The following is a 22,036-nucleotide window of genomic DNA, read 5'->3' as shown; positions in this document are numbered from 1 at the left end:
GTAACTTTATACAGCACGAGCCACAAACGCTGTGGGCTCTGTGGCTAAAAAGAAAAAAGGCTACCGAAGTAGCCTTTTCTTGTACTGCATGCAGAGGCTTGATTAAGCTTCTGGCGTCACTGTCACAGTGATGTCTACAACCACGTCGTGGTGCAGCGCAACACTCACAGCGAAGTCACCGATGTTCTTCAGTGGGCCGTTTGGCAGGCGCACGTCAGATTTTTTCACTTCGTGACCTTGTGCTTGCAAGCCTTCAGCGATGTCCATGTTAGTCACGGAACCGAACAAACGACCATCAACACCCGCTTTTTGAGTCACGGTCAGGCTGAAACCAGCCAGTTTTTCGCCACGTGCTTGCGCAACGGCCAACAAGTCGGCTTGTTGCTTTTCCAACTCAGCGCGCTGTGCTGCAAAAACAGCTTTGTTTGCTTCTGTTGCACGTTTAGCTTTACCTTGTGGAATCAGGAAGTTACGGCCGTAACCGTCTTTCACTTTAACCACGTCACCCAATGAGCCCAGGTTTGCTACTTTTTCCAATAAAATTACTTGCATGTTGTTCTCCTAAGCCGCCAATTAACCTGGGTGTTTGTCTGTGTAAGGCATCAGCGCCAGGAAACGTGCGCGTTTAACCGCGGTTGTCAGTTGACGTTGGTATTTAGCCTTGGTACCAGTCATACGGGCTGGGATGATTTTGAAGTTTTCAGAAACGAAATCTTTCAACAGATCTACGTCTTTGTAATCAACTTCTTTGATGCCTTCTGCGCTAAAACGGCAGTAACGGCGACGTTTGTACATATCTCTTGCCATTTGAAACTCCTTAAATTCTTTAATACTGTATTCGCTGTAATTCTTGTATATGCAGTACCACTTGCGTGCTTTTTGCACTGCGCTGTGCCAAAAACCCTTTGACTTTGATGTGATCGCCGCTTTGCAATGACAGATTGGCTTTTTCACCAATCAGCACCGCAGGTAATAGACACTGCACTTTCCGATTCAGGCCAGCTTCGCTTTGCTCTGAATCATGTTGCAATTGCAATCGCAACAAGGGTAAGCCTGCCGGTGTGTAACGCAACGCTTCAATAGATTGAATGGTTGCCGCAATCACCAGCGTATTCACAACACTTAAGCAGCAGCCTCGGTGGTAGCAGCAGGTGCGTCACCAACGATGGTTTTGGATTTTTCCTCTTTCATCATTGGGCTTGGTGCTGTGACTGCTGTTTTCGTCGCGATTGTCAGGTGACGTAATACAGCATCGTTAAATTTGAATCCGTGTTCCATTTCTTCCAGTACTTCTTGGCTCACTTCGATGTTCATCAACACGTAGTGGGCTTTGTGTACTTTTTGAATTGGATAGGCAAGTTGACGACGGCCCCAGTCTTCCAAACGGTGGATGTTGCCGCCATTGCCAGTGATTTGAGCGCGGTAACGCTCGATCATTGCTGGCACTTGTTCACTCTGGTCAGGGTGAACAATAAACACGATTTCATAGTGTCGCATGAGATTTCCTTGTGGTTATTAGCCACCTTCAGAACCAATCAACGTTTGCTGGGAGCATACATTGCTTGCGATCAAAGTGTGGCAAGGTTGCAAAGCACGCGATTATAAACCGGATTTCATGCTGCAATCAAGGACTTATTACTTTTTGGGCGGATTCTCTAACGTCTTGTCTTCTTTTGGCAGGTAATAAGGGTCAGACACATAGCCCGGCCCTTTCATAATAATGATCACGATCAGGCCGATGGTCATGGCGCCAATAAAAAACCAGAAGGTAAACAGCAAACCAAGAAACATGGCCGTACGTTCAACGTCCCGTGTCAGCAAGTCGCCATGTTGCCACCAGGCATGCACTAAGGGTGTCGCAAACACCAGAGTGCCCAGCAGCCACCATTTAGGCAGTTTTTTCAACAACTGCCACTCTTTATGACTGGGATAACGCACACCATTTGGAAGTTTATTTAATCTACCCATGTGTTTCCGCTCCAACCCACGCATCCATACGATTATTTACCTTTGCATTTTAACGCAAGTATGACCCTGTTTTAAAAGGAAAAATTCAAGATCTGACAGCAATTGATTTATATCAAGCATATTTTCCGTCATCCACAGAGACTATCATATTAAAGAAGCTGCAAATTACGCCGTAAAACCCTTGAGACCATAAAGACACAGCGGGCAAAGTTCGCCCTGCGCAAGAATAACTTGAGGTAACTGCATGCTGGTACAAAAAAAACAAACCCATTGGGAAGGCATCCTGCAGGCCATACAGAACTCGTATGCGATCAAACGCCATATTGAATTCTTTAACTGGCTGAAACAAGACATTCATCCGCTGATGCGGCACGATGTATTGTTGGCGGCATGGGGTGACTTTAGCAGTGGCGAACTACATTTTGATGTGTCGTCTTCCTTGCCGGAAGCGTCCACACAACGTTTGCTCGAAGACTCTGCCATTGTGAATTACCTGATGTGCAATCTCTATAAGCGCTGGGTAGAAAATGACGACAAGTGGTATGTCATTAATCGCTTTGACGCCAGCGGCATTCATGCGCAATCCCCTAACCCGTTTACACAGCAACTGCTTAAGATGCACTCTTTAATGGTGTACGGTGTACGCGATACGCGGGGTAAAGCCGATTGCATCTATGTCTTTTTCGATCGCACCAAAGAGTTTACTGTGCCAGACCAGATGCTGGGCATGATCATGCCACACCTGGATGCCGCTATCCGCCGTGTTGGCCATCTGGCACCCGTGGTTAAAGATGAAGACTTGCTCGATAACATGGCGCAAGGCGGACTGTCTGACCGCGAGCAGGAAATCTTGCATTGGGTACGCAGTGGTAAAACCAATTTCGAAATCGGCATGATCCTGAATATCAGCGCCAATACGGTCAAAAACCACCTCAAACGTATCTTTCAGAAACTGGATGTGTCTTGCCGGGCACAGGCTGTGGCGAAAACAGGCATGCCTGCTGGTGCACGCCGCCCTAGCTAGGGAAAATCTTAAAGCTAAGCGTTATTCAACCTCGCCCGGTAAAGCGCTGGATATCCCGCATCTGTCGCTTGGTCGGACGCCCCAGGCCACGGTCACGCTCGGCAAATTGATCAGCGCCCGTTTCCTGCGCCTGCCGACGCACACGCTGGCTTTCATCTGTTTCGCGGTAGAGCAGCGCAGCCTCTGGCGCGCCACGGCGCACATTGCTTAATGCCAGCACCTCAACTTCGATCTGCATATCCTTATTTTTGATGCTGACGCGCATGCCTGGCTTCATTTCCCGCGCATTCTTGGCGCGGTCACCATCAATACGCACCTTGCCGCCATCGACCGCTTCTGCGGCCAGACTGCGGGTTTTAAAAAAACGGGCAGCCCACAACCATTTATCCAAACGACAACCATCGTCTTTTTCTGGTGGCGCTTCCTGTTTACGGTGATGCGTACGTGGCATAAAACTTAGAGATTAAGATGATTGTCTTGATGTTGCTGGAAATAAGCCATGCGTGCCTGATTACGTTCCAGGGTATGACGGTAACTGGCCAATGCGCTTTGCGCACGTGCCATCAGGCTGTCACCCGCATAGGTGCCATCCGCCTCTTGCGTGCCTGCTTCACACTCGGTGAGGTGCGCAATCCCTTCCAGCACATGGTCGATAGCAATAATTTTAAACATGCCATTATTGACCGCGGTCACCACGCTTTCATCCAGTATCAGGTGGCGCTGGTTGCGTTTGGGGATAATCACCCCCTGCTCGCCATTCAAGCCCAGCGCTTCACAGACGCGGAAATAACCCTCAATTTTTTCGTTGATGCCACCAATCGGCATCACTTCACCAAACTGATTCAACGCGCCGGTGACGGCCATGCCTTGTTTGATTGGCAAGCCAGTCAACGCAGACAGCAAGGCAAACAGCTCGGCACAGGACGCTGAATCGCCTTCGACACCGTTATACTCCTGCTCAAATACCAGCGAAGCACTCAAGCTTAACGGCGCCAGCGCCCAAAAACTGGCACTGAGCCAGTTTTGCAAAATATAAATGCCTTTGTCATGCGTGGGGCCACTCATATTCACTTCGCGGTCAATGTTGATCACCCCACTGCGGCCTGGGTAACAACGGGCAGTAATACGGATAGGCGAACCAAAACTGGCATCCCCCAGCTCGATATGGGTCAAACCATTGACCTGGCCAACCACGTTGCCATGGACCTGAATCAGCAACTCGTTATCAATAATCGAGTCACGAATCTGCGCCTCAAAGAACTGCTGGCGGAGCAAGCGTGCGGACAGCGCTTGTTTCACATGCGCATCGGTAATCAGGCGTGCATTGTCGGCAACCGCCGCACTTTCGTGCATCAACTGGTCCAGATGCGCAAAGTGCGTACTGATACGGCCTTGGTCTTCTTCCAGCCTATGCATAAACTGCAGCAACACATTCACTGCCGCACCGCTAAAATGAGACAGCGCTTGCTGCTGGCATTTGCGTGCAATATAGCCGGCGATCCAGGCATAGTTATCCAGCGTCGCCGTGACGCGATCTTCGAACTCAACTTTAATGGGGAAAAAATCAAAGAAATCCGGTTGCGCTTCCAGACAATCGTAATAATCTTCGCGGCTGGCAATCATGACAATCTTCACATGTACCGGCAGCGCAGCGTGGCGGTTACCACCGGCGCCTTGCTGGGCGTGATTGGCCCAATCTTCAATCTGCACTTCACGATTACGCATCAGGCGATACAACTTCTCCAGCAAGGCGCTGCCGTTGCCTTCATCCTGCATCAAATCACGCAAATGCAGCAGCAACATCCCGCCATCGGCCTGATGCAAGCTACCGGCACGCAAGCGTAAAAACTCCGGCCATTGCGCCGCCTCACCCACGGCAGTTTCCAGCATGCCAAACAAGGCTGCAAACCCAGGGTCTTTTTCCTCAACTACCGGTTGCTTCACCCCTGATGTCAGGTTAGCGCGCTGGTCCACCAGCAAATTGACGCGAAAACGTGACAAGAAACTATCGTTGATAATACTGTCCGAGCCATTGTCGCCATCATTCCCTACTTGCTGCCAGGCTTGCAAATAGGCCAGCACTTCCGGTTTGATGATATTAAAGAATGACGACAATTTGGCACTGCTTAACTGTGAGCGCAAACCATCCACACGCTCTTCCAGCCAGGTTTCGGCTTTAGACAGATTGACCTGGCCGCTGGCATCAAGCCATTGCTGCATTTCAGCAATCAGCCCTTTGATAAAAGACTCCATGACCGTGCGCAACTGTGCACCCAGCCCAGCGGGCAATTTGATATAGTTCACGCAAGCCTGCTGGCTAAAGTCATACAGCGCCACCAGGTCCGTCAGCGAACTATCAATGCCAGTGACTGCGGATGCCTTCATCGCCGCCATGGTTAGCCCGGCCCGGCCAGAGCCTGGGGTGCCCAGCACCAGCACATTGCTGCCAGCCTGCTGCAATGACAAACCCATCATCAATGTTTTTTGTGCTTCGGGCTGCAGTTTCCAGCCGTAATCGTTGAGACCCAAATCCGCAGCGTCCAGTAGCTCTTCGGTAGATTCAAACGACATGGGTGACAGTTTGTAAGAAACAGTCATTTCATTGGGACTAAGTACTTGCATCATTTAGGCAGTTTCCACTGTTGTTTTGCTTGTTCATCAGATGCACGGGCTTCTACCCAGTGCTGACCAAAATCACCGACTTCTTTTTTCCAGAAAGGCGCTTCGGTCTTTAAATAATCCATCATAAAAGCACAGGCCTCAAACGCCGCTTGCCGATGCAAGCTGGTCGCCGCCACCAGTACAATCTGCGCCTGCGCCGTGAGCGAACCGACGCGATGTATCAAGCGGATGCCGAGCAATGGCCAGCGCTGCGTGGCCTGTTGCGCAATCTGCTGCAAGGCTTTTTCGGTCATGCCCGGATAATGCTCAATCACCATTTCGCTCACTTGACCGTCAGTGGACACATCGCGCACCAAGCCGACAAAATTAACCAGCGCCCCCGCTTGCGGCGTGGCCGCTCTCAATTGTTGCAACTCGGCGCCGACATCAAAATCGCCAGGCTGCACAGACACTTTGAGATACATGGCTTCGCTCAACCTATCCTCCGGTCACCGGCGGGAAAAACGCCACCTCATCGCCCTCATCAAACGTCGCCATGTCATCAACCAGTTCATGGTTAATCGCAGCGCGTACCACACCACTGCCATCAAACAGCTTCTGCCAAGTCGCACCACGGCCAGATAACCATGACTTAAGCGCGATGATGGTCTCCACCTCTTCTGGCAACACGACATCCTCAGATGAGTAATTCACAACCTCTTTGATGCGGGCGAAATATAAAATGGTGATCTTCATGGGTTGTTCTTTCCGGCCTCGTCTAATTCATCCAGCATGTCCAGCGGCTCCAGGCCGGCGGTCTGCGCCAATTCTACTTTTTCAATCTGGGCAAAGCGCCTGGATATTTTCTGGCTGCTGATATGTACGTCCTGCGCGTTTTCATGCGCCTGGCGGATATTATCGGCCAGTTTCTTCATGCGGGTATCGAAACGGTCAAAATCTTTACTCAGTTTGCCCAGTTCGTCTTTAATAATATGCACTTGCTTGCGCATCTCAACGTCTTTAAGCACAGCGCGGGCAGTATTGAGCACAGCCATCAAGGTCGTCGGCGACACCAGCCATACGCGCTTTTGCATGGCGTAATCCACCACATCGCCATGGTAGGCATGAATCTCGGCAAACACCGCTTCGGCGGGAATAAACATCACGGCACCATCTGAGGTTTCGTTGGCGATGATGTATTTGCTGCTGATATCGTCGATGTGTTTCTTGATATCGGCCTTAAACAATTTGGAAGCCTGTGCCTGCACCAGTTCGCCCAGGCTGCTGTCTATCATGCGGTGATAGTTTTCCAGCGGAAACTTGCTATCTACCGCCACCGTGCCGGTCGGCTCAGGCAGGAACAAGGCACAATCGACGCGCGCACCATTGCTCAAAGTATGCTGCATGGCAAAACTGTTGACGGGTAACACATTGCGCACCAGGCCTTCCAGTTGCACCTCACCATAGGCGCCACGACTGCGTTTGTCGCCTAGCAACTCCTGCAAGCTGACCATATTGACACTAAGGCCATCGATTTTCTTTTGCGCCTCATCAATGGTGGCCAGGCGCTCCATCACGCTAACAAAAGTCTCGTTGGTCTTTTTAAAGCCCTCTTCCAGGCGAATAGACACCTTGCCACTCATTTCTTCCAGGCGGCCATCGACCACTTTGGTCAGCGCTTCAATGCTTTGGGTCAGGCTTTGAGTGGTGGTTTGCAAAGCAGTTTTCAACAGGTTTTGTTGCAACATGCCCTGTTCGGACAAGCCGTTACGCAAACTCAAGCTGAGTTGCTCACTGCTCTGGCTTAAATGGTCGCGCTGCGCCACTTGCAGGGCTTGCATCGCTTCACGCGTCGCCGTCAGCTCTTGCGACAATTGTGCGCGCAAACGGTCTTGCTGATCCGCATTCAGGCTTTGTAAACGGTCGGCCAATTGATTCAGTGACTGATGCATCTCGCTCATCATCAAGCGATGTTTTTCTTCAAGCTGTTGGGAAAGTAATTGCGCCAGTGCCTGTTGTGCGGCGTGTTGCTGTGTGCGCCACTGCCAGACCAGCATGGCAATCACCAGCAGCAAGAGGAATAACTGAATAATTTGTAGCGTCATGGCGGCATTATAGCCGATGACCGTGTACGCCACATCGGCTCGCAGCAAATTCGGCTGCGAGGATGCGGGTGTATTGAAACAACGATTAAGCTAAAGCATTAATGTTCATGCGCATGTAAACCAGGCGCGCCGTGCGCTTTGGCCAGCCATTGCATTTCCGAAGGATTGTGCTCCATATCGCCCAGGTCGGCATAATCCACATGCTGGTAATTGCTAAGTGCCGTCAGTGAGGTGCCAGGCGCGATTTCTACGGCCTGCTCAGACTTGGCAGCTGGTTGCAACGATTGCAACTGGATGCTCACCGTGTGCTGCGGGTAGGTATAAGCGACTTTATAAGGTAATTTTAATGCCGGAATCCACCATACTTCGCTGCGGATACCATCGCCTAAAGTACCCACATATTTCTCTATCGGGTAGCCATATTGCGTGGCAGACGCTGCGTCTACTTTCTGCAAGCTGGCCAGTTCGCTATCTGTCACCAACTGTGATTTCAGTTGCCAGAACTGTTCATCGGTTTTGATGGACAACAGTTTTAAATCCACATCGGCATAATCAATGGCGCGACGCTCATCGTGCATCAAATACACATAATTCATTTGCCCGGCCGGTTTTTTCAGCCACAGGCTGCTGTGATGCGCCGGTTCACCGTTTTGATACAGATTGCGTATCTCCACCTGATTCGTTTCACGCATCAGCCACCATTGCACATGTTTGGCCTCTTCTGCCTTGCACGGCAAAGCGCACTGCACCGTTTCATAACGCGCATTCACCACGTCATCTGCCATTGCGCCAGCACTCATCAACATCAATGCCAGGCATCCAGCTGATTTTTTAAATATCATTTTATTCCATTCCGACTAAAGGGATCAGGGCAGCCTGAAGCTGCCCTGCAATCACTCGCTATGCACCAGCATACCGCAACTTAGAAGCCAAAAGCATCTTTCATCACTTGGTAGATATAGCTTTGCTCTTGAACACCGTGTACCAGGTAGGCTTTAGGGCCAATGGCGTAAATTGCTACCTCTTCACCGGCGTGGGTTTCTGAGCTCAGTGGTACCAGTGCTTCCTGATGGAAATCAGGATCTTCAGTGTCCACACCAGACATATCTACGACACGACCTGCAGCGATAGACTCGTTATACACAGCATCGCCTGGAGAGTTAACGTGGTAACCTGGGCCGTTGGCGAAACTCACAGTGGTGTAAGGCTTGCCATCTGCTGCCAGTGTTGGTGTGGTTTTGCCTGGCTCAACCACTTTACCCAAAATCGGGTTGCCGCGTTTTGGATAACCGCCAATGGTCAAAGTGTGGCTATGGTCAGCCGTCACAATGATCAGGGTGTCGTTCAGATTCACCTTGGACGCTGCTTCACGCACTGCATCAGACAATGCCACCGCATCCTTGAACGTACGATAGGCGTTACCGGCATGCGAAGCATGGTCGATACGACCGCCTTCTACCATCAGGAAATAACCGTTCTGGTTTTTCTTCAGGATATCGATCGCTTTACCCGTCATGTCAGCCAGTGATGGTTCGCCAGCGATGTCATTCGGGCGGTCTTGCTCATATTCCATATGGGATGGATTGAACAGGCCCAGCACTTTGTTCGTGGTCACTGGATTCAAAGCATTAAATGCAGTCTGGTTTTCGATATACACACCACCAAACTTGCTCACGTATTCTTGTGTCAGGTTACGGCCATCAGTACGGCGGCCTTTGGTGCCTTCGATATCGGTAATGCTGTTAGGCAGGAAGTAGCTACGGCCACCACCAAATACTACGTCAATGCCATCACCAATTTTGCCGTTGCCAAAGTTATCAATCAGTTGCGCAGCGATGTCTTTCACACCATTGCTGGCAGCGGCGGCAGACAGGTTCGCATTCGCTTCCCAGTCGCGGTTAGAGATATGCGCGTAAGTAGCTGCTGGTGTGGCGTGTGTGATACGTGCAGTTGAAACCACGCCAGTGGATTTGCCTGCCTGCTCGGCTTGCTCCAGCAATGTCGTCACTTTGTTAGCGTTCAATACTGTTGGGCTAGGCTCATTACGCGCCACAGACTGGTTAAGTGACAAAATGCCATCGTTGGTTTTTACACCAGAAATCATGGCCGTCATGGTTGGTGCAGAGTCAGCCGTTTGCTGGTTAGTAGAATATGTTTTAGACAAGGCAACATATGGGAACTCTTCAAAAGACAATTTGTGACGTTCGCCGTCAATGCCTTTCAGTTGACCTTCAAAAATACGCGCACCAGTCACGGTAGAGATACCCATACCGTCACCCACGAACAAAATCACGTTTTTCGCTTTTTTGGCATTTGGTACCAGCTTCTTGCTGTCATTCAGGCTGGCAGCACCATCGTTCAGCCAGAACTGGGCATCTTCAGCCATCGCCGCGTTAGAAAGAAGTTGTGAGCCCAGCAGCATGGCGACCATGGCCGTGCGTTTCAAGTTAAACAGTTGCATGTTGATTCCTTTATCAGCTTTTAATATTGTAAGTTATGAATAACGACGACGCATCACCGCCGCAATCATGCCAAGACCAGCCAGCATCAAGGCATTTGTATCCGCCTCAGGCACAGATGAAACAGCTTGCAGACTGACGTTATCAACACCCAGTTGCAATGAACTCTGGTTGGCTACGGTGGCAAAGCGCAACACATAGCTGCCACCAGCAGCCAGGCTGGAAGACAAGTCAAACTGGTAGTTGATATAGTTATTGACTGCCAGGCTGCCGTTAGCACCGCCCACATACAGGGTTTGCAAGATATCTGCGCTATCGGTCGAGAACGGGTCACTGCCAGCCTTCAGCAAGTCCACACGCACATGCTGGTTAGGATGATCGGTCGCATCCACGCTGTAATCCAGGCCAGCGGCATCAATCTCAGTCGTCGCATTCTGGTTATTGACAAACATCTGGAACGACAAGGTTGCCTGGCTCACGGCAGCCGTAGTAAAGGATTGGTACAACACATTGCCAGCCAGGCCGTAGTTATCCAGCAAGCCATAGTAACTGCCCTGATAAGCGCCTACAGTAGCATTGCCTGTCACTTCTGACACATTGCCTGATTGTGACAATACGCTGCCGAAAAAGCCTTGCTCGGCCATCTGCCAGCCGGAAATGTCGTAGCTATCTACGCCCTGCACTTCGAAACCACCATTTTGAATCAATTCGGCAGCTTGTGCCTGAGACAGCATGGCTGTGCCCAGCAAACCTGCCATTAGCCAAGGTTTAAGTTTCATTCTGAATTCCTCTCTTAAGTACGCTTACGATGTCGCTCACTGTTTTTAAACACAGGGCCTGCGCACTGTGTCGCTTTGAGCATTCTTGAGAAACTGTATGTCAGAAAGTTTTCACTGGCATGAAGCTTATATGACGGGCCTGACTACGCCGATTGAGAGTGACCGGAAATAAAAAAGAAAAAACCCCGCATTGGCGGGGCTATAAAGAGACTTTAAACTTGAAAAACACAACACAATGACATAAAGGCATCCTGGATGCTGACAATCAATCAAACAAACATCTAAAACAAATTCAGATTTAAGTAGATGATGATCGCTGCGTCTTTGTGATGTTGCTAGAATACTGACGACGACTCATGGTCACAATGACCCGTTCGGGTCATCTGACATAAAGATCAAGCGAAACACAAGCAAAGAATAACAAGGGAGCGATATGTTAAAACTCAAATTGATGCTGGGCTTCTGGCTGGCCAGCCTGACCCGCAAGTTAAAAAATAACTTTTACCTGTATCTGGCCCTGTTATTCAGTGTGGTGATTCTGCTCGATGCGGCTGTATTTCACGTCGGCCAGAATATGCGCGATAAAGCGTTTGACCTCATGGTCAAAAACCGTATCCTCAAACCGGCAGCTGATCAGAGCATTGTCATTATTGATATCAATGAAGCCAGCCTGGACGCCATGGCCAAGGAATATGGCCGCTGGCCGTGGCCGCGCCAGGTGATCGGCGAACTGGTGGAAAATATCCAGCAGCAACGACCGAAAGCCATCGTCTTTGATATTGTGTTTTCAGATGCCGACGTCTACAACCCGGACAGTGACAGCTACTTTAATGATGTGATTAGCGAATGCCAGCACTGCTTCTTTCCATTGCTGCGCCTGGACGCCAGCCAGGATAGCCAGAGCCAGCTGAAGTATGCGCAAATTCCTGGGCTGGTCGCAGCAACCGATGCGGACAAACAAGCCACGTTTGCCGCAATTCCACCTTATTTCAAAGGTGCCTGGAAGCCAGGTCGCCTGGGCACGCATAATGTGTACCCGGATAACGATGGCGTGGTGCGCCAATACCGCATGCGCCACCAGGATAGAGGCTGGACCTTACCCGCGCTGCCACTGGTGGTTGCCAATGCCCAAGGGGAGATCAGCCATAATACGCCGGACGAAATGCTGCTTAACTGGCGTGGCAAACCGTTCACTTATGCCTACGTAAGCTTTAGCGACGTTTACCGCGACCTCACCAGTGCACAACCCAAGCGAGGCAAGGATGAGTTCAAGGACAAGACTGTCATCATCGGCTCCACCGCCCCCGCCCTGTTTGATATCAAACCCACCGCCATGGACAAGCAGTTTCCAGGCGTTGAAATCCTCGCCACGGCGCTGGATAACAGCCTGCACCAGGATTACCTCAAGGTCTGGCGCGGCAAGCTGCCTTATATCCTGCTGAGCTTTTTACTGGTGTGGCTGACCACGCTGGCGTTTTACTTCAAGATTGACCGCGACCGCTTTAACGGCGTGTTTACCGGTAGCCAGATTGGTTTGCTGGTGTTGTCTTACCTGGCCATCAACCTGTTTCATACCTATTTGGACCTGGCCGCGCCTATCTTCTGGGCCGTGGCTTATTTCGGTGTCGCCAAAATCTATGCGCTGGCCACCGACCGTGCACTGCAACGCTGGCTAGCATTTGGCCTGACCTCCAGTAGCAACGAGCTGGAAGTGCTGTTGATGCCGATTGCCATCGAAAGCCAGGAAACACTGGGCGATGCGGCTATGAAACGCATTCGTCGCGAAATCGAGCAAGCCTGCCGGGCACCGACGCAGATCGATATTCTCACCGGCACGCAAAGCGGCATCTGGGGCCTGTTTGGCGATATGGTGATGGTCAGCTGGCAATATGCGCCGGAAGCAACTTACCGCGAAGCGGCACAACAAGATGCGCAGCAACTATCGGCACAATTACAAGCATTAATTAATCAACTGAGTCTACCTGGCCAGCCCGTCGTGCGTTATGGGTCGCATCAGGGCAAGATTGCCAACAACGCATCACAACTGGCCGCACAGTGGCGCATCTTGTTTGCACAAGCCATGATACAGCTGGAGATGGCCGCTTTAAGTCATTCGGACTTATCTAGCGATCAAAGCACTACACATAACAACAATCAGGAGAACAAGGCATGATCAAAAAAAGCTTATTCTGGCTACTGACGGCATTCGCATGCAGTCAGGCAGTCGCAGCGGAGACCGGGGTCGCCCTCAAAGCGGACCAGTTACGGGCGGATACCTTTAGCGACGCCAAGGTCGTCGGCAGCGTTAATAAAAACGATGCTGTCGAAATCCTCAATAAAAAAGGCGCCTGGCTACAAATTAAAGCCGTCGGCAAAACCGGCTGGGTACGATTGCTCACGGTTAAACGCAACAGCGCGGGTGGCAACAATGTCGCAGGCGTGGTCGGCGTGGCTACCGGCCGCAGTGGCACCGGAAAAGTCGTATCGACCACCGGTATTCGCGGCCTGAGTGCCGAAGATCTGAAAACGGCATCATTCAACGAAGTAGAAACCAAGAAGCTGGAAAGCTACACGGTGAACGCAGAAGACGCCAAGCAATTTGCCAGCAACGGCGGCCTCAGCAGCCATCAATATCCATACTTTACGGGAGGCGCACAATGAACAAGACCTTAACACAAGCGATGGCGCTTGCATTATGTAGCAGCCTGGCATGGGGCACCGCGTCTGCGCTTGACCTTAAAGGCGTACTCAAAGACGCCGTCAATGAGCAACTAGGCACCACCAACAAAACTGAAGCAGCCGCCACGACCACGTCACAAAGCACTCCGTCAGCGCAGGACAAGCTGGCCAATATCAACTGGAAAAATCCTAGCCGCGAAGACGAAATTGCGGTTGGCCGCAATGTCACCGGCACCATTCTCGGTGCTGCGCCCCTGGTCAATGACGCACAGTTACAGCAATATGTGAACAAAGTGGGCCGCTGGGTGGCCAGCCAGTCCGAGCGCGCAGACTTGCCCTGGCATTTTGGCGTCATTGAAAGCACAGATGTCAACGCGTTTGCCGCGCCAGGCGGCTATGTGCTGATTACCAAAGGCTTGTATCAACGCTTAAGCAGTGAAGCGCAACTGGCCGGTGTCCTGGGGCATGAGATCGCCCATGTGGTGCAAAAACACCACCTGAAAGTGATGCAGAAACAGGCCTTGCTGGATGCGGGCACCTCATTCTTAAAAGAGAAAATCAGCAAAAACAAACTGACCCAGCGCGCAGTCTCCACCGGCGCAGAAATCAGCGCCCGCAACCTGGATAAAAGTGCCGAATTTGAAGCGGACAGCATGGGCACAGTACTGGCTGCACGCGCTGGCTACGAAGCCTATGGCCTGGCGGAGGTGCTGCAGGACATGGAAACCATCAATAACAATGATGGCAGTGTCGCCCTGTTGTTCCAGACCCACCCACACCCGGACGACCGGCTGGCGCAACTAAGCCTGGTCAGCGGCGACCAGATGGACAACATCAGTGGTGGCAAGACGCTGGAAAACCGCTTGTATAAGCTGAAATAAACACGGCTGCAAACGCATAAGGCTCGCCACGGCGAGCCTTATTTTTTGATCAATCACAGCTGATTTTTATACCCAGTCCCGCGCCCTGCACTCACTCTTGATATAGGCATAATACACAGGGGCCGCCACGATGCCGGGCAAGCCAAAGGTCGCCTCCATCAGCAACATGGCCAGCAGTAACTCCCAGGCATAAGCGCGAATCTGGCCACCGACAATACGCGCATTCAGGAAGTATTCCAGCTTGTGGATCACAATTAAAAACGCCAGCGAGCCCATGGCCACCATAAATGAATGACTGGTGCTGACAATCACAATCACGGTATTGGAAATCAGGTTACCGATCACGGGCAACAAGCCAACCAGAAAAGTAATGGCAATCATGGTTTTGGTAAACGGCAAATGTACGCCACACAGCGGCAAAATCACTGCGAGGTAAATCCCGGTTAGCGTCGCATTCACGGCAGAAATTTTCACCTGTGCAAATACAATATTCTTGAATGCCTGCGCAAACAAGGTGATGCGCTGCAACAGGCTTTGCGCAAACGGTTTATGGTTGACCTTGGTTTGTACGTCATGCAAGGCGATCATCGCACCGATAACCATGCCGATCAGGATATGTGCCAAATGATGCCCGGCTTCCTTGCCCAGCAGTTGCCAGTCGGCTGAATGCGCGCGTAACCAATCAATGACCGTTTGTTGCAGCGTAATGGCATCATCGGGCAGGCGTTCATTCAACCATGGCGGCAACACCTTGCGTGAGTCTTCAATAATTTTGGCCAGTTGGTCAAACAGCACCGCCAGGCCACCAGCATCACTGCGAATCAAGGTGACGATGCCCATGCCCAATGCGACCAGCAAGCCAATCACCAGCGTGGCAATCAGCACCACAGCCAGCCATTTAGCGTATTTTCCCGGCAATTTTCGTGCAATTAACGGCGAAATGACGTGAATTAACTCAAACACTAACAGACCAACGAGCAATGCTGGCAGCAACTGCACTTGCAATACCAGCCACATCAACACCGCCATCAAGATGTAGGTCGCAATATCAAATCGTTGGGTTTGGGTCACTACAGGCTCCGGTTGATGAGGTTCAGGTAGAAATAAGATTGGTTAAAATTTGGCTTGTATTTGCCTGGCAGCATCCAGCGGTAATTTAAGCAAAAAATGGACGGCTTCATCAAACTTCTTGTCCAGAATTTCGCCATGGCACTTTTGCACTTCACGCGTCAACTCATCCACACGCTTGTAGCTGGTCGATATCTTGAGCTGCACCATTTCCACAAAAGGCATGCTGCCTGCCTGGTCCATCGCCTGTTTGGCAGTGCCGCCATAAGCACGCACCAGACCACCAGTGCCCAGGTTAATACCGCCATAATAGCGCACGACCGCCACACAGCAATTGACATAATTCTGGCCATCCAGCATTTGCATGATGGGCTTACCCGCAGTGCCAGCAGGCTCACCTGCATCAGAAAAGCGCGCCACGATGCCTTCTGCCGTTTTCATCCTGAACGCATACGCCAGGTGCCCGGCCGTTTGATGGTCACTGGCAAACTGGCGCAAAAACAAAGCAAGCTCGCGCTCATCTTCACAACGCTTGGCGCGGGCAATAAAACGGGATTTATTAATGGTGTGATCGGCCTGGCCGAGCTGGCTAAAGGTTTGCATGACAAGTACTTCAGGAAAGTCCCACTATTCTACCATTGGCATCCACGCTGATGCGCGCACTGGCGGGCTGTTTAGGTAAACCCGGCATGGTCATGATGTCACCACAAATCGCCACCACAAAACCAGCACCGCGCGACAAACGCAACTCGCGCACATGCAGGACATGATGTTGCGGCACATTGCGCAGCTTAGCATCGCAGGACAAGGAATACTGTGTTTTAGCGATACACACAGGCAGCCCCTGGCTGGCATCCTTGATCTGTTCCAATTGCTGCTGGGCCAACGCACTGTAAGTGACGCCACTGGCACCATACATTTTCTGCGCAACAGTGGTCAGCTTTTCCGCTAGCGATAGATCATCGGCATACAGCAAGTGTGGCGTGGCAGCCTGTTGCACTTGTGCAGCCACCGCATGCGCCAGATCCAGCGCGCCTGCGCCGCCTTGCGCCCAATGCCGACACACATGCAGACTGGCACCCAGCGCCTCAACGGCAGCTTGGACCAAAGCGACTTCTGCTGCGGTATCGGCCGTAAAATGATTCAGAGCCACCAGTACCGGCAACCCAAAGTGCTGGCGCAAATTGCTAATGTGCTTTTCCAGATTGGCAACACCAATAGCCAACGCCGACAAGTTTTCGGTATTCAAATCAGCGACTTCCACACCGCCGTTATATTTCAAGGCGCGCACGGTGGCCACAATCACTGCCACATCCGGCCGCAAGCCAGATTGACGACATTTAATATCCATGAATTTTTCTGCGCCCAGGTCAGCGCCAAAACCAGCCTCGGTCACCACGTAATCGGCCAGGCGTAAAGCGGTTTGCGTCGCTACCAGTGAGTTACAACCATGCGCAATATTGGCAAACGGGCCACCATGCAACAATGCAGGCGAACCTTCCAGCGTTTGCACCAGGTTAGGCTGAAAAGCATCTTTGAGTAAAGCCGCCATCGCGCCTTCAGCCTGCAAATCACTGGCCAGAATTGGGGTTCCTTGCTGATTTAACCCCACTTGAACCTTCCCCAGCCTGCGTGTTAAATCCGACAGGTCGGTCGCCAGGCAGAAAATAGCCATCACTTCACTGGCGACCGTAATATCAAAGCCGGTATGCACGGCATTTTCCAGCGTGATTCGGCGCAAGGCGCGGTCGTTCATGTCCATGCAACGGCGCCAAGTCACCTGATCGAAACCCAATGCATTGCCATGGTAAATATGATTATCAATCAGCGCTGCCAGCAGATTATTGGCGGCACTGATGGCGTGAAAGTCGCCGGTAAAATGCAGGTTGATATTCTCCATCGGCACCACCTGCGCATACCCGCCGCCGGTCGCCCCACCCTTCATCCCAAACACCGGTCCTAGCGAAGGCTCACGCAAGCAAGCAAGCGCGTGATAACCGGCCTGATTCAAGGCATCGGTGAGGCCAACAGTCGTGGTGGTTTTACCCTCTCCGGCAGGCGTCGGATTGATCGCCGTCACCAGGATCAGCTTGGCTTTGGCTGGCTGGGCATGCAGCCGGTTCACCGTGGCTTGCGTCAGTTTGGCCATATGCTGACCATATGCATGCAAATCGTCCGCCGACAATCCCAACTTGCCAGCCACCGCCACAATCGGTTCCAGCGTCGCGGCCTGGGCGATGTCGATATCACTTAACATGCAGGATTCCTGACTTCATTCACTTATCAAAGCTGATAATCAACACCATGGTTAACGCTTGGTCTTGCTACCCCCAAGAATCGAGCCCAACACGCCGCGGATAATGGCGCGGCCCAATTGAGAGCCGATCGCGCGCGCAGCTGATTTGGCAGCAGATTCCAGCACCGAATCCGAGCGGCTGGTTTTGCCACCTAAAATGCCACCGAGGTCAAAACCAGAGCCCTCTTCTTCTTTTTGCGTTTGTGCCTGCGTGGCTGATGCCGCCTGATCTGCACGTTGTTTGAGAATTTCGTAAGCCGATTCGCGGTCGACCAGCTTATCGTATACGCCAGCGACCAGCGATTGCGCCATCACCTGCTTGCGCTCCGCGTCCGTGGCCGGGCCGACACGGCTTTCTGGTGGACAGACAAACACCCGCTCAACCGGGGTCGGCGCGCCTTTTTCATCAAGGAAAGAAACCAGCGCCTCGCCCACCCCCAACTCGGTAATCGCAGTTGCCACGTTTAATTTGGGATTAGCGCGGAAGGTTTGCGCCGCTACTTGCACGGCTTTCTGGTCGCGCGGCGTAAACGCACGCAGCGCGTGCTGCACGCGGTTACCTAATTGGCCCAACACGACATCTGGAATATCCAGCGGGTTTTGCGACACAAAATACACGCCAACCCCTTTGGAACGCACCAGGCGCACCACTTGCTCAATCTTTTGCATCAGGATGGCGGGCGCGTCGTTAAATAACAGGTGCGCCTCATCAAAGAAAAACACCAGTTTGGGCTTTTCCATGTCGCCGACTTCAGGCAATTTTTCAAACAGTTCGGACAGTATCCACAGCAACAGCGTCGCATAGACACGAGGCGAATTCAGCAATTTATCCGCTGCCAGGATATTGATAAACCCTAATCCTTTGGCATCGGTTTGCATCATATCTTCCAGATTCAAGGCCGGCTCACCAAACAGGACATCACCGCCCTCGGTTTCCAGTTGCAGCAAGGCACGCTGGATGGCGCCGACGCTGGCCGTGGAAATATTGCCGTATTGCGTCTGGTAAGTGGCCGAATTTTCAGCACAATGCTGCGCCATCGCACGCAGGTCTTTCATATCAAGCAACAGCATGCCATTGTCATCGGCGATCTTGAAAATCGCATTCAATACACCGCCCTGCACATCATTCAGGTTGAGCATGCGCGCTAATAGCAACGGCCCCATTTCACTTAAGGTGGTGCGTACCGGATGGCCTTTTTCACCGAACATATCCCAGAACATTGCCGGATAGGCTTTATTGGTATAGTCAGTCAGCCCCAATTGCTGCACGCGCGCTTCGACCTTGGCATTGCCACCGCCGACCTGGCTCATGCCAGACAAGTCGCCTTTGACATCTGCCATGAACACCGGCACACCGATGCGTGAAAACTGCTCAGCCAGGCTTTGCAAGGTCACTGTTTTACCAGTACCGGTTGCACCGGCAATCAGGCCATGACGGTTAGCCATTTTTGGCAGCATGACGCTGTCGACGTCATTATTTTTTGCGATGAGCATAGGTTGCACCATGGAATGTACTCTTAACAATGAAAGTTAAGTTGAGTATAGGGGATGGCTCTAAAAAGGGGAAGATTGTTGTTTTGCCGGAAGCGCGAAATGGTTTAAAAAAACCTTTAGCCACAGAGGACACAGAGACCACAGAGGGAGCAACATCAGTCCGCTATATTCTGATGTGCTGTGGCGTACACTCATAGCTTTTCTCTGTGCGCTCTGTGTCCTCTGTGGCTAAAGAATGTCTTGATAATAAATACTAAAAATCTCCACGACGGGCTTTTTCCATCAGTTCGATCAAGGCATCTTCAAGCTGCTGCGCCGAGGCTTGTGCGCGGGCAGTCGGCTGTTTGATATTTTTCAAATCATGCGTGGGCCGGTCCAGGCCAAGATATAGTTGGCGTTTGCCGCTGGCGTCCGCTTTTTCGTAAATAGCCAGGCGGCAAGGTGCAAACACCAGAAACTCAGGATGATCGAGAATAATCTCTGTGCCCATACTTAAATTACAAAAAGTGCGTACTTCTTTCACGCCTTGCGGATCCTGGCCACGAAGCTTCATATGCTCACCAATCGGGAAATTGGCCGGATTGACGAAATTCATGCCTTCCGAAATGGATTTCAGGCTATCGATTAAATCCTGATAAGTCACACCGGCCTTGACCGGCACTTCATAAATCGCGTTATCCAGGTCTACATCCGGCATGCCATGGCCAATGACACGCACATGCGCCGGTGCGGCACAGGCTGGCAAGCTCATGATCAAACCCAGGCAACACAATACCTTCAATATGGATAAACGCATGACCAACCCCTTAATGTCTCACACAGATAAAGGCATTACAGCATGTCACCATGCACATCGGTGTGACTGCGATCACAGGTCTTGATGAAATGCACGTTGCACGGTGCGCTTGTCATATTGCGGCGACAACATGGTAATGAAATTCAGCATGTAATCACGCAGAAAAGCATCACGGCGCACCCCCAGATAAGTCGTGCTATTCGGGAACAGATGGCTGCAATCCAGGCTCTTGAGTGGCGCGTCACGCGTTTCTTCATATGCCATATTGGCGATCAGGCCAATGCCCAAGCCCAGGTTGACGTACGTTTTAATCACGTCGGCATCAATCGCGGTAAATACTACATTCGGCTGCAAGCCAGCGTCGTGAAACACCTTAGACACCAACGTGCCGCCCGTGAAGGCAAAGTCATAGGTAATTAAAGGATAATCGGCCAGGTCTTTTAGCGTCAGCACCGCTTTAGCCAGCAGAGGATGCTGTGGCGGCACTACCAGGCAACGGTTCCACTCATAGCAGGACAAGCAGGACAAACGCTCGTCATTACTAATATTTTCTGTCGCAATGCCTACATCAGCCTCACCGGAAGCAACCAGCTCGGTCACTTGCGCTGGGTTACCCTGGTGGATGGTCAATTTCACATTGGGATATTGTGCAATAAACTGCTTGACCGCAGACGGCAAGCGGTAGCGCGCTTGCGTGTGGGTGGTGGCAATCGTCAGTTCGCCGCTATCTTCACGGCTATATTCATCGCCGACCCGCTTGATATTTTGCATATCCAGCATGACACGCGCTGACAACTCAACGATTTTACGGCCTGGCTCGGTGACACCGATCAGACGTTTGCCATTGCGCTGAAAAATCTGCAAGCCCAGCTCTTCTTCTAACAGCTGAATCTGCTTGCTGACACCAGGCTGTGAGGTGTGCAATACTTCAGATGCCGCAGAAATGTTTAATTGCTGCCGCACAACTTCATGCACATAGCGCAACTGGTGGAATTTCATCACCCGACCTCATATAACCAAATGCTATATCATAGAACATCTGATTATTAAATCAATCATTAAAAACTTGATACTATTCCGCGGTTTATAGTTTTACAAGATACTCCTCATGGAATTCGGATACATACTGGCAGGTTTTGTGGTTGGCTTTTTGGTTGGACTCACCGGTGTAGGTGGCGGCTCGTTAATGACGCCTATCCTGCTATTGATTTACAACATCAAACCGGCTGTGGCCGTGGGCACAGATTTACTTTACGCCTCCATCACCAAGTCCGTTGGCATTTTTGCCCATGGCAAACTTGGCAACATTGACTGGGTAATCGTAAAACGTCTGGCCATGGGCAGCGTCCCCGCCTCCATGCTGACCTTATGGGCGCTGCATAGTATGGATCTGCAATCAGGCAATGTCGTGTCTACCATCAAATTCTGGCTAGGCGTGGCCCTGATTGTGACGTCAGTCGCCGTGCTATTGCGCAACAAGCTGATGTCTCTGGTCGCAAAAGAGGAGTGGATTCCAGCACGCTACGTGCCAGGTGCGACCGTCGTACTGGGCACGGTGCTAGGCGCACTGGTCACGCTGACTTCGGTGGGTGCTGGCGCGCTGGGTGTCACCGCGCTGATTCTGCTTTATCCTAAAGAAAAAATCACCACCATTGTCGGGAGTGATATTGCGCATGCCGTGCCGCTGACTCTGGTCGCAGGCCTCGGTCATGCCTCTTTGGGCACCATAGACTATCACTTGCTGGGCACTTTGCTGATAGGCTCCATTCCTGGCATCTATCTCGGCAGCCACTTGAGTTCACGCGTGGCAGAGCACTGGGTACGGATTGCGCTGGCTATGATATTGATTTTTGTAGGCTTTAAGCTGATTTTCCATTAAAATATTG

At 51.5% G+C, this 22,036-nt stretch carries 24 protein-coding genes; 5 read left to right on the top strand and 19 right to left on the bottom strand.

Features of this window, described 5'->3' with window-relative positions; all coding sequences use genetic code 11:
* Positions 1-102 precede the first annotated feature (102 nt).
* The 5 genes from rplI to OH31_RS04790 form a co-directional block, all read right to left on the bottom strand.
* Positions 103-552 (bottom strand): 50S ribosomal protein L9, encoded by a 450-nt coding sequence (gene rplI / locus OH31_RS04810; protein WP_019881920.1) that lies wholly within the window; start codon positions 550-552, stop codon positions 103-105.
* Positions 553-573: 21 nt separating this feature from the next.
* Positions 574-807: a 30S ribosomal protein S18 gene (rpsR, locus tag OH31_RS04805; RefSeq protein WP_024929836.1), complete on the bottom strand. Its 234-nt coding sequence runs from the start codon at positions 805-807 to the stop codon at positions 574-576.
* Positions 808-826: 19 nt separating this feature from the next.
* On the bottom strand, positions 827-1,117 hold the full coding sequence (gene priB / locus OH31_RS04800) for a primosomal replication protein N (protein WP_024929835.1): 291 nt from the start codon (positions 1,115-1,117) through the stop codon (positions 827-829).
* Positions 1,118-1,122: 5 nt separating this feature from the next.
* Complete coding sequence (gene rpsF, locus OH31_RS04795; RefSeq protein WP_019881918.1) at positions 1,123-1,497, bottom strand: 30S ribosomal protein S6; 375 nt, start codon at positions 1,495-1,497, stop codon at positions 1,123-1,125.
* A 138-nt stretch (positions 1,498-1,635) separates the two neighbouring features.
* The gene (locus tag OH31_RS04790; protein WP_024929834.1) at positions 1,636-1,968 is read right to left on the bottom strand and encodes a hypothetical protein; all 333 of its coding nucleotides are present in this window, start codon (positions 1,966-1,968) and stop codon (positions 1,636-1,638) included.
* 244 nt (positions 1,969-2,212) lie between these two features.
* Between OH31_RS04790 and epsA the strand changes: the two genes are divergently transcribed.
* Positions 2,213-2,992: an XrtB/PEP-CTERM-associated transcriptional regulator EpsA gene (gene epsA / locus OH31_RS04785; protein ID WP_019881915.1), complete on the top strand. Its 780-nt coding sequence runs from the start codon at positions 2,213-2,215 to the stop codon at positions 2,990-2,992.
* 25 nt (positions 2,993-3,017) lie between these two features.
* On the opposite strand, the gene OH31_RS04780 is transcribed toward epsA, so the two are convergent.
* The 8 genes from OH31_RS04780 to OH31_RS04745 all read right to left on the bottom strand — a co-directional run bounded on the left by OH31_RS04780 (position 3,018) and on the right by OH31_RS04745 (position 10,936).
* Complete coding sequence (locus tag OH31_RS04780; protein WP_024929833.1) at positions 3,018-3,443, bottom strand: RNA-binding S4 domain-containing protein; 426 nt, start codon at positions 3,441-3,443, stop codon at positions 3,018-3,020.
* A gap of 5 nt (positions 3,444-3,448) precedes the next feature.
* Positions 3,449-5,617 (bottom strand): Lon protease family protein, encoded by a 2,169-nt coding sequence (locus OH31_RS04775; RefSeq protein ID WP_024929832.1) that lies wholly within the window; start codon positions 5,615-5,617, stop codon positions 3,449-3,451.
* Positions 5,614-6,078: a molybdenum cofactor biosynthesis protein MoaE gene (locus OH31_RS04770; RefSeq protein WP_024929831.1), complete on the bottom strand. Its 465-nt coding sequence runs from the start codon at positions 6,076-6,078 to the stop codon at positions 5,614-5,616. Before OH31_RS04770 ends, OH31_RS04775 begins: the two co-directional genes overlap by 4 nt.
* A gap of 13 nt (positions 6,079-6,091) precedes the next feature.
* Positions 6,092-6,349: a molybdopterin converting factor subunit 1 gene (gene moaD, locus OH31_RS04765; protein WP_019881910.1), complete on the bottom strand. Its 258-nt coding sequence runs from the start codon at positions 6,347-6,349 to the stop codon at positions 6,092-6,094.
* A complete protein-coding gene (locus OH31_RS04760) occupies positions 6,346-7,698 on the bottom strand; it encodes a DNA recombination protein RmuC (protein ID WP_024929830.1) in 1,353 nt (450 codons plus the stop codon). Before OH31_RS04760 ends, moaD begins: the two co-directional genes overlap by 4 nt.
* A 98-nt stretch (positions 7,699-7,796) precedes the next feature.
* Positions 7,797-8,540, bottom strand: a complete 744-nt coding sequence (locus tag OH31_RS04755; RefSeq protein ID WP_024929829.1) for a hypothetical protein — start codon at positions 8,538-8,540, stop codon at positions 7,797-7,799.
* An 80-nt stretch (positions 8,541-8,620) separates the two neighbouring features.
* Positions 8,621-10,159: an alkaline phosphatase gene (locus OH31_RS04750; RefSeq protein ID WP_019881907.1), complete on the bottom strand. Its 1,539-nt coding sequence runs from the start codon at positions 10,157-10,159 to the stop codon at positions 8,621-8,623.
* 33 nt (positions 10,160-10,192) lie between these two features.
* A complete protein-coding gene (locus tag OH31_RS04745; RefSeq protein WP_242402201.1) occupies positions 10,193-10,936 on the bottom strand; it encodes a PEP-CTERM sorting domain-containing protein in 744 nt (247 codons plus the stop codon).
* Positions 10,937-11,369: 433 nt separating this feature from the next.
* Between OH31_RS04745 and OH31_RS04740 the strand changes: the two genes are divergently transcribed.
* From OH31_RS04740 to OH31_RS04730, 3 genes are read left to right on the top strand one after another with little or no spacing between them, the layout of a single operon-like run.
* On the top strand, positions 11,370-13,109 hold the full coding sequence (locus tag OH31_RS04740) for a CHASE2 domain-containing protein (RefSeq protein WP_024929827.1): 1,740 nt from the start codon (positions 11,370-11,372) through the stop codon (positions 13,107-13,109).
* Entirely contained in the window at positions 13,106-13,597 is a 492-nt protein-coding gene (locus tag OH31_RS04735; RefSeq protein ID WP_024929826.1) for an SH3 domain-containing protein, read from the top strand. Before OH31_RS04740 ends, OH31_RS04735 begins: the two co-directional genes overlap by 4 nt.
* Positions 13,594-14,496 (top strand): M48 family metalloprotease, encoded by a 903-nt coding sequence (locus OH31_RS04730; RefSeq protein ID WP_024929825.1) that lies wholly within the window; start codon positions 13,594-13,596, stop codon positions 14,494-14,496. The genes OH31_RS04735 and OH31_RS04730 overlap by 4 nt, the downstream gene beginning before the upstream one ends.
* A 66-nt stretch (positions 14,497-14,562) precedes the next feature.
* Here OH31_RS04730 and OH31_RS04725 read toward each other — a convergent pair whose 3' ends face one another.
* The 6 genes from OH31_RS04725 to OH31_RS04700 form a co-directional block, all read right to left on the bottom strand.
* The gene (locus tag OH31_RS04725) at positions 14,563-15,567 is read right to left on the bottom strand and encodes an AI-2E family transporter (RefSeq protein WP_024929824.1); all 1,005 of its coding nucleotides are present in this window, start codon (positions 15,565-15,567) and stop codon (positions 14,563-14,565) included.
* A gap of 42 nt (positions 15,568-15,609) precedes the next feature.
* Complete coding sequence (locus OH31_RS04720; protein ID WP_024929823.1) at positions 15,610-16,167, bottom strand: YigZ family protein; 558 nt, start codon at positions 16,165-16,167, stop codon at positions 15,610-15,612.
* Positions 16,168-16,177: 10 nt separating this feature from the next.
* Positions 16,178-17,821, bottom strand: coding sequence for a formate--tetrahydrofolate ligase (locus OH31_RS04715; protein ID WP_024929822.1), 1,644 nt, complete (start codon positions 17,819-17,821; stop codon positions 16,178-16,180).
* A 51-nt stretch (positions 17,822-17,872) separates the two neighbouring features.
* The gene (locus OH31_RS04710) at positions 17,873-19,366 is read right to left on the bottom strand and encodes a helicase HerA-like C-terminal domain-containing protein (protein WP_024929821.1); all 1,494 of its coding nucleotides are present in this window, start codon (positions 19,364-19,366) and stop codon (positions 17,873-17,875) included.
* 241 nt (positions 19,367-19,607) lie between these two features.
* Positions 19,608-20,105: a DUF302 domain-containing protein gene (locus OH31_RS04705; protein WP_235273404.1), complete on the bottom strand. Its 498-nt coding sequence runs from the start codon at positions 20,103-20,105 to the stop codon at positions 19,608-19,610.
* 117 nt (positions 20,106-20,222) lie between these two features.
* Positions 20,223-21,149, bottom strand: coding sequence for a CysB family HTH-type transcriptional regulator (locus tag OH31_RS04700; RefSeq protein WP_019881895.1), 927 nt, complete (start codon positions 21,147-21,149; stop codon positions 20,223-20,225).
* 109 nt (positions 21,150-21,258) lie between these two features.
* Between OH31_RS04700 and OH31_RS04695 the strand changes: the two genes are divergently transcribed.
* Complete coding sequence (locus tag OH31_RS04695; protein ID WP_024929819.1) at positions 21,259-22,029, top strand: sulfite exporter TauE/SafE family protein; 771 nt, start codon at positions 21,259-21,261, stop codon at positions 22,027-22,029.
* Positions 22,030-22,036: the final 7 nt, after the last annotated feature.

Source organism: Methylophilus sp. OH31 (assembly GCF_000576615.1).
GTDB lineage: Bacteria > Pseudomonadota > Gammaproteobacteria > Burkholderiales > Methylophilaceae > Methylophilus.
The sequence above is the reverse complement of the archived record's forward strand: the minus strand, read 5'-3'. Positions and strand labels throughout refer to the sequence as shown.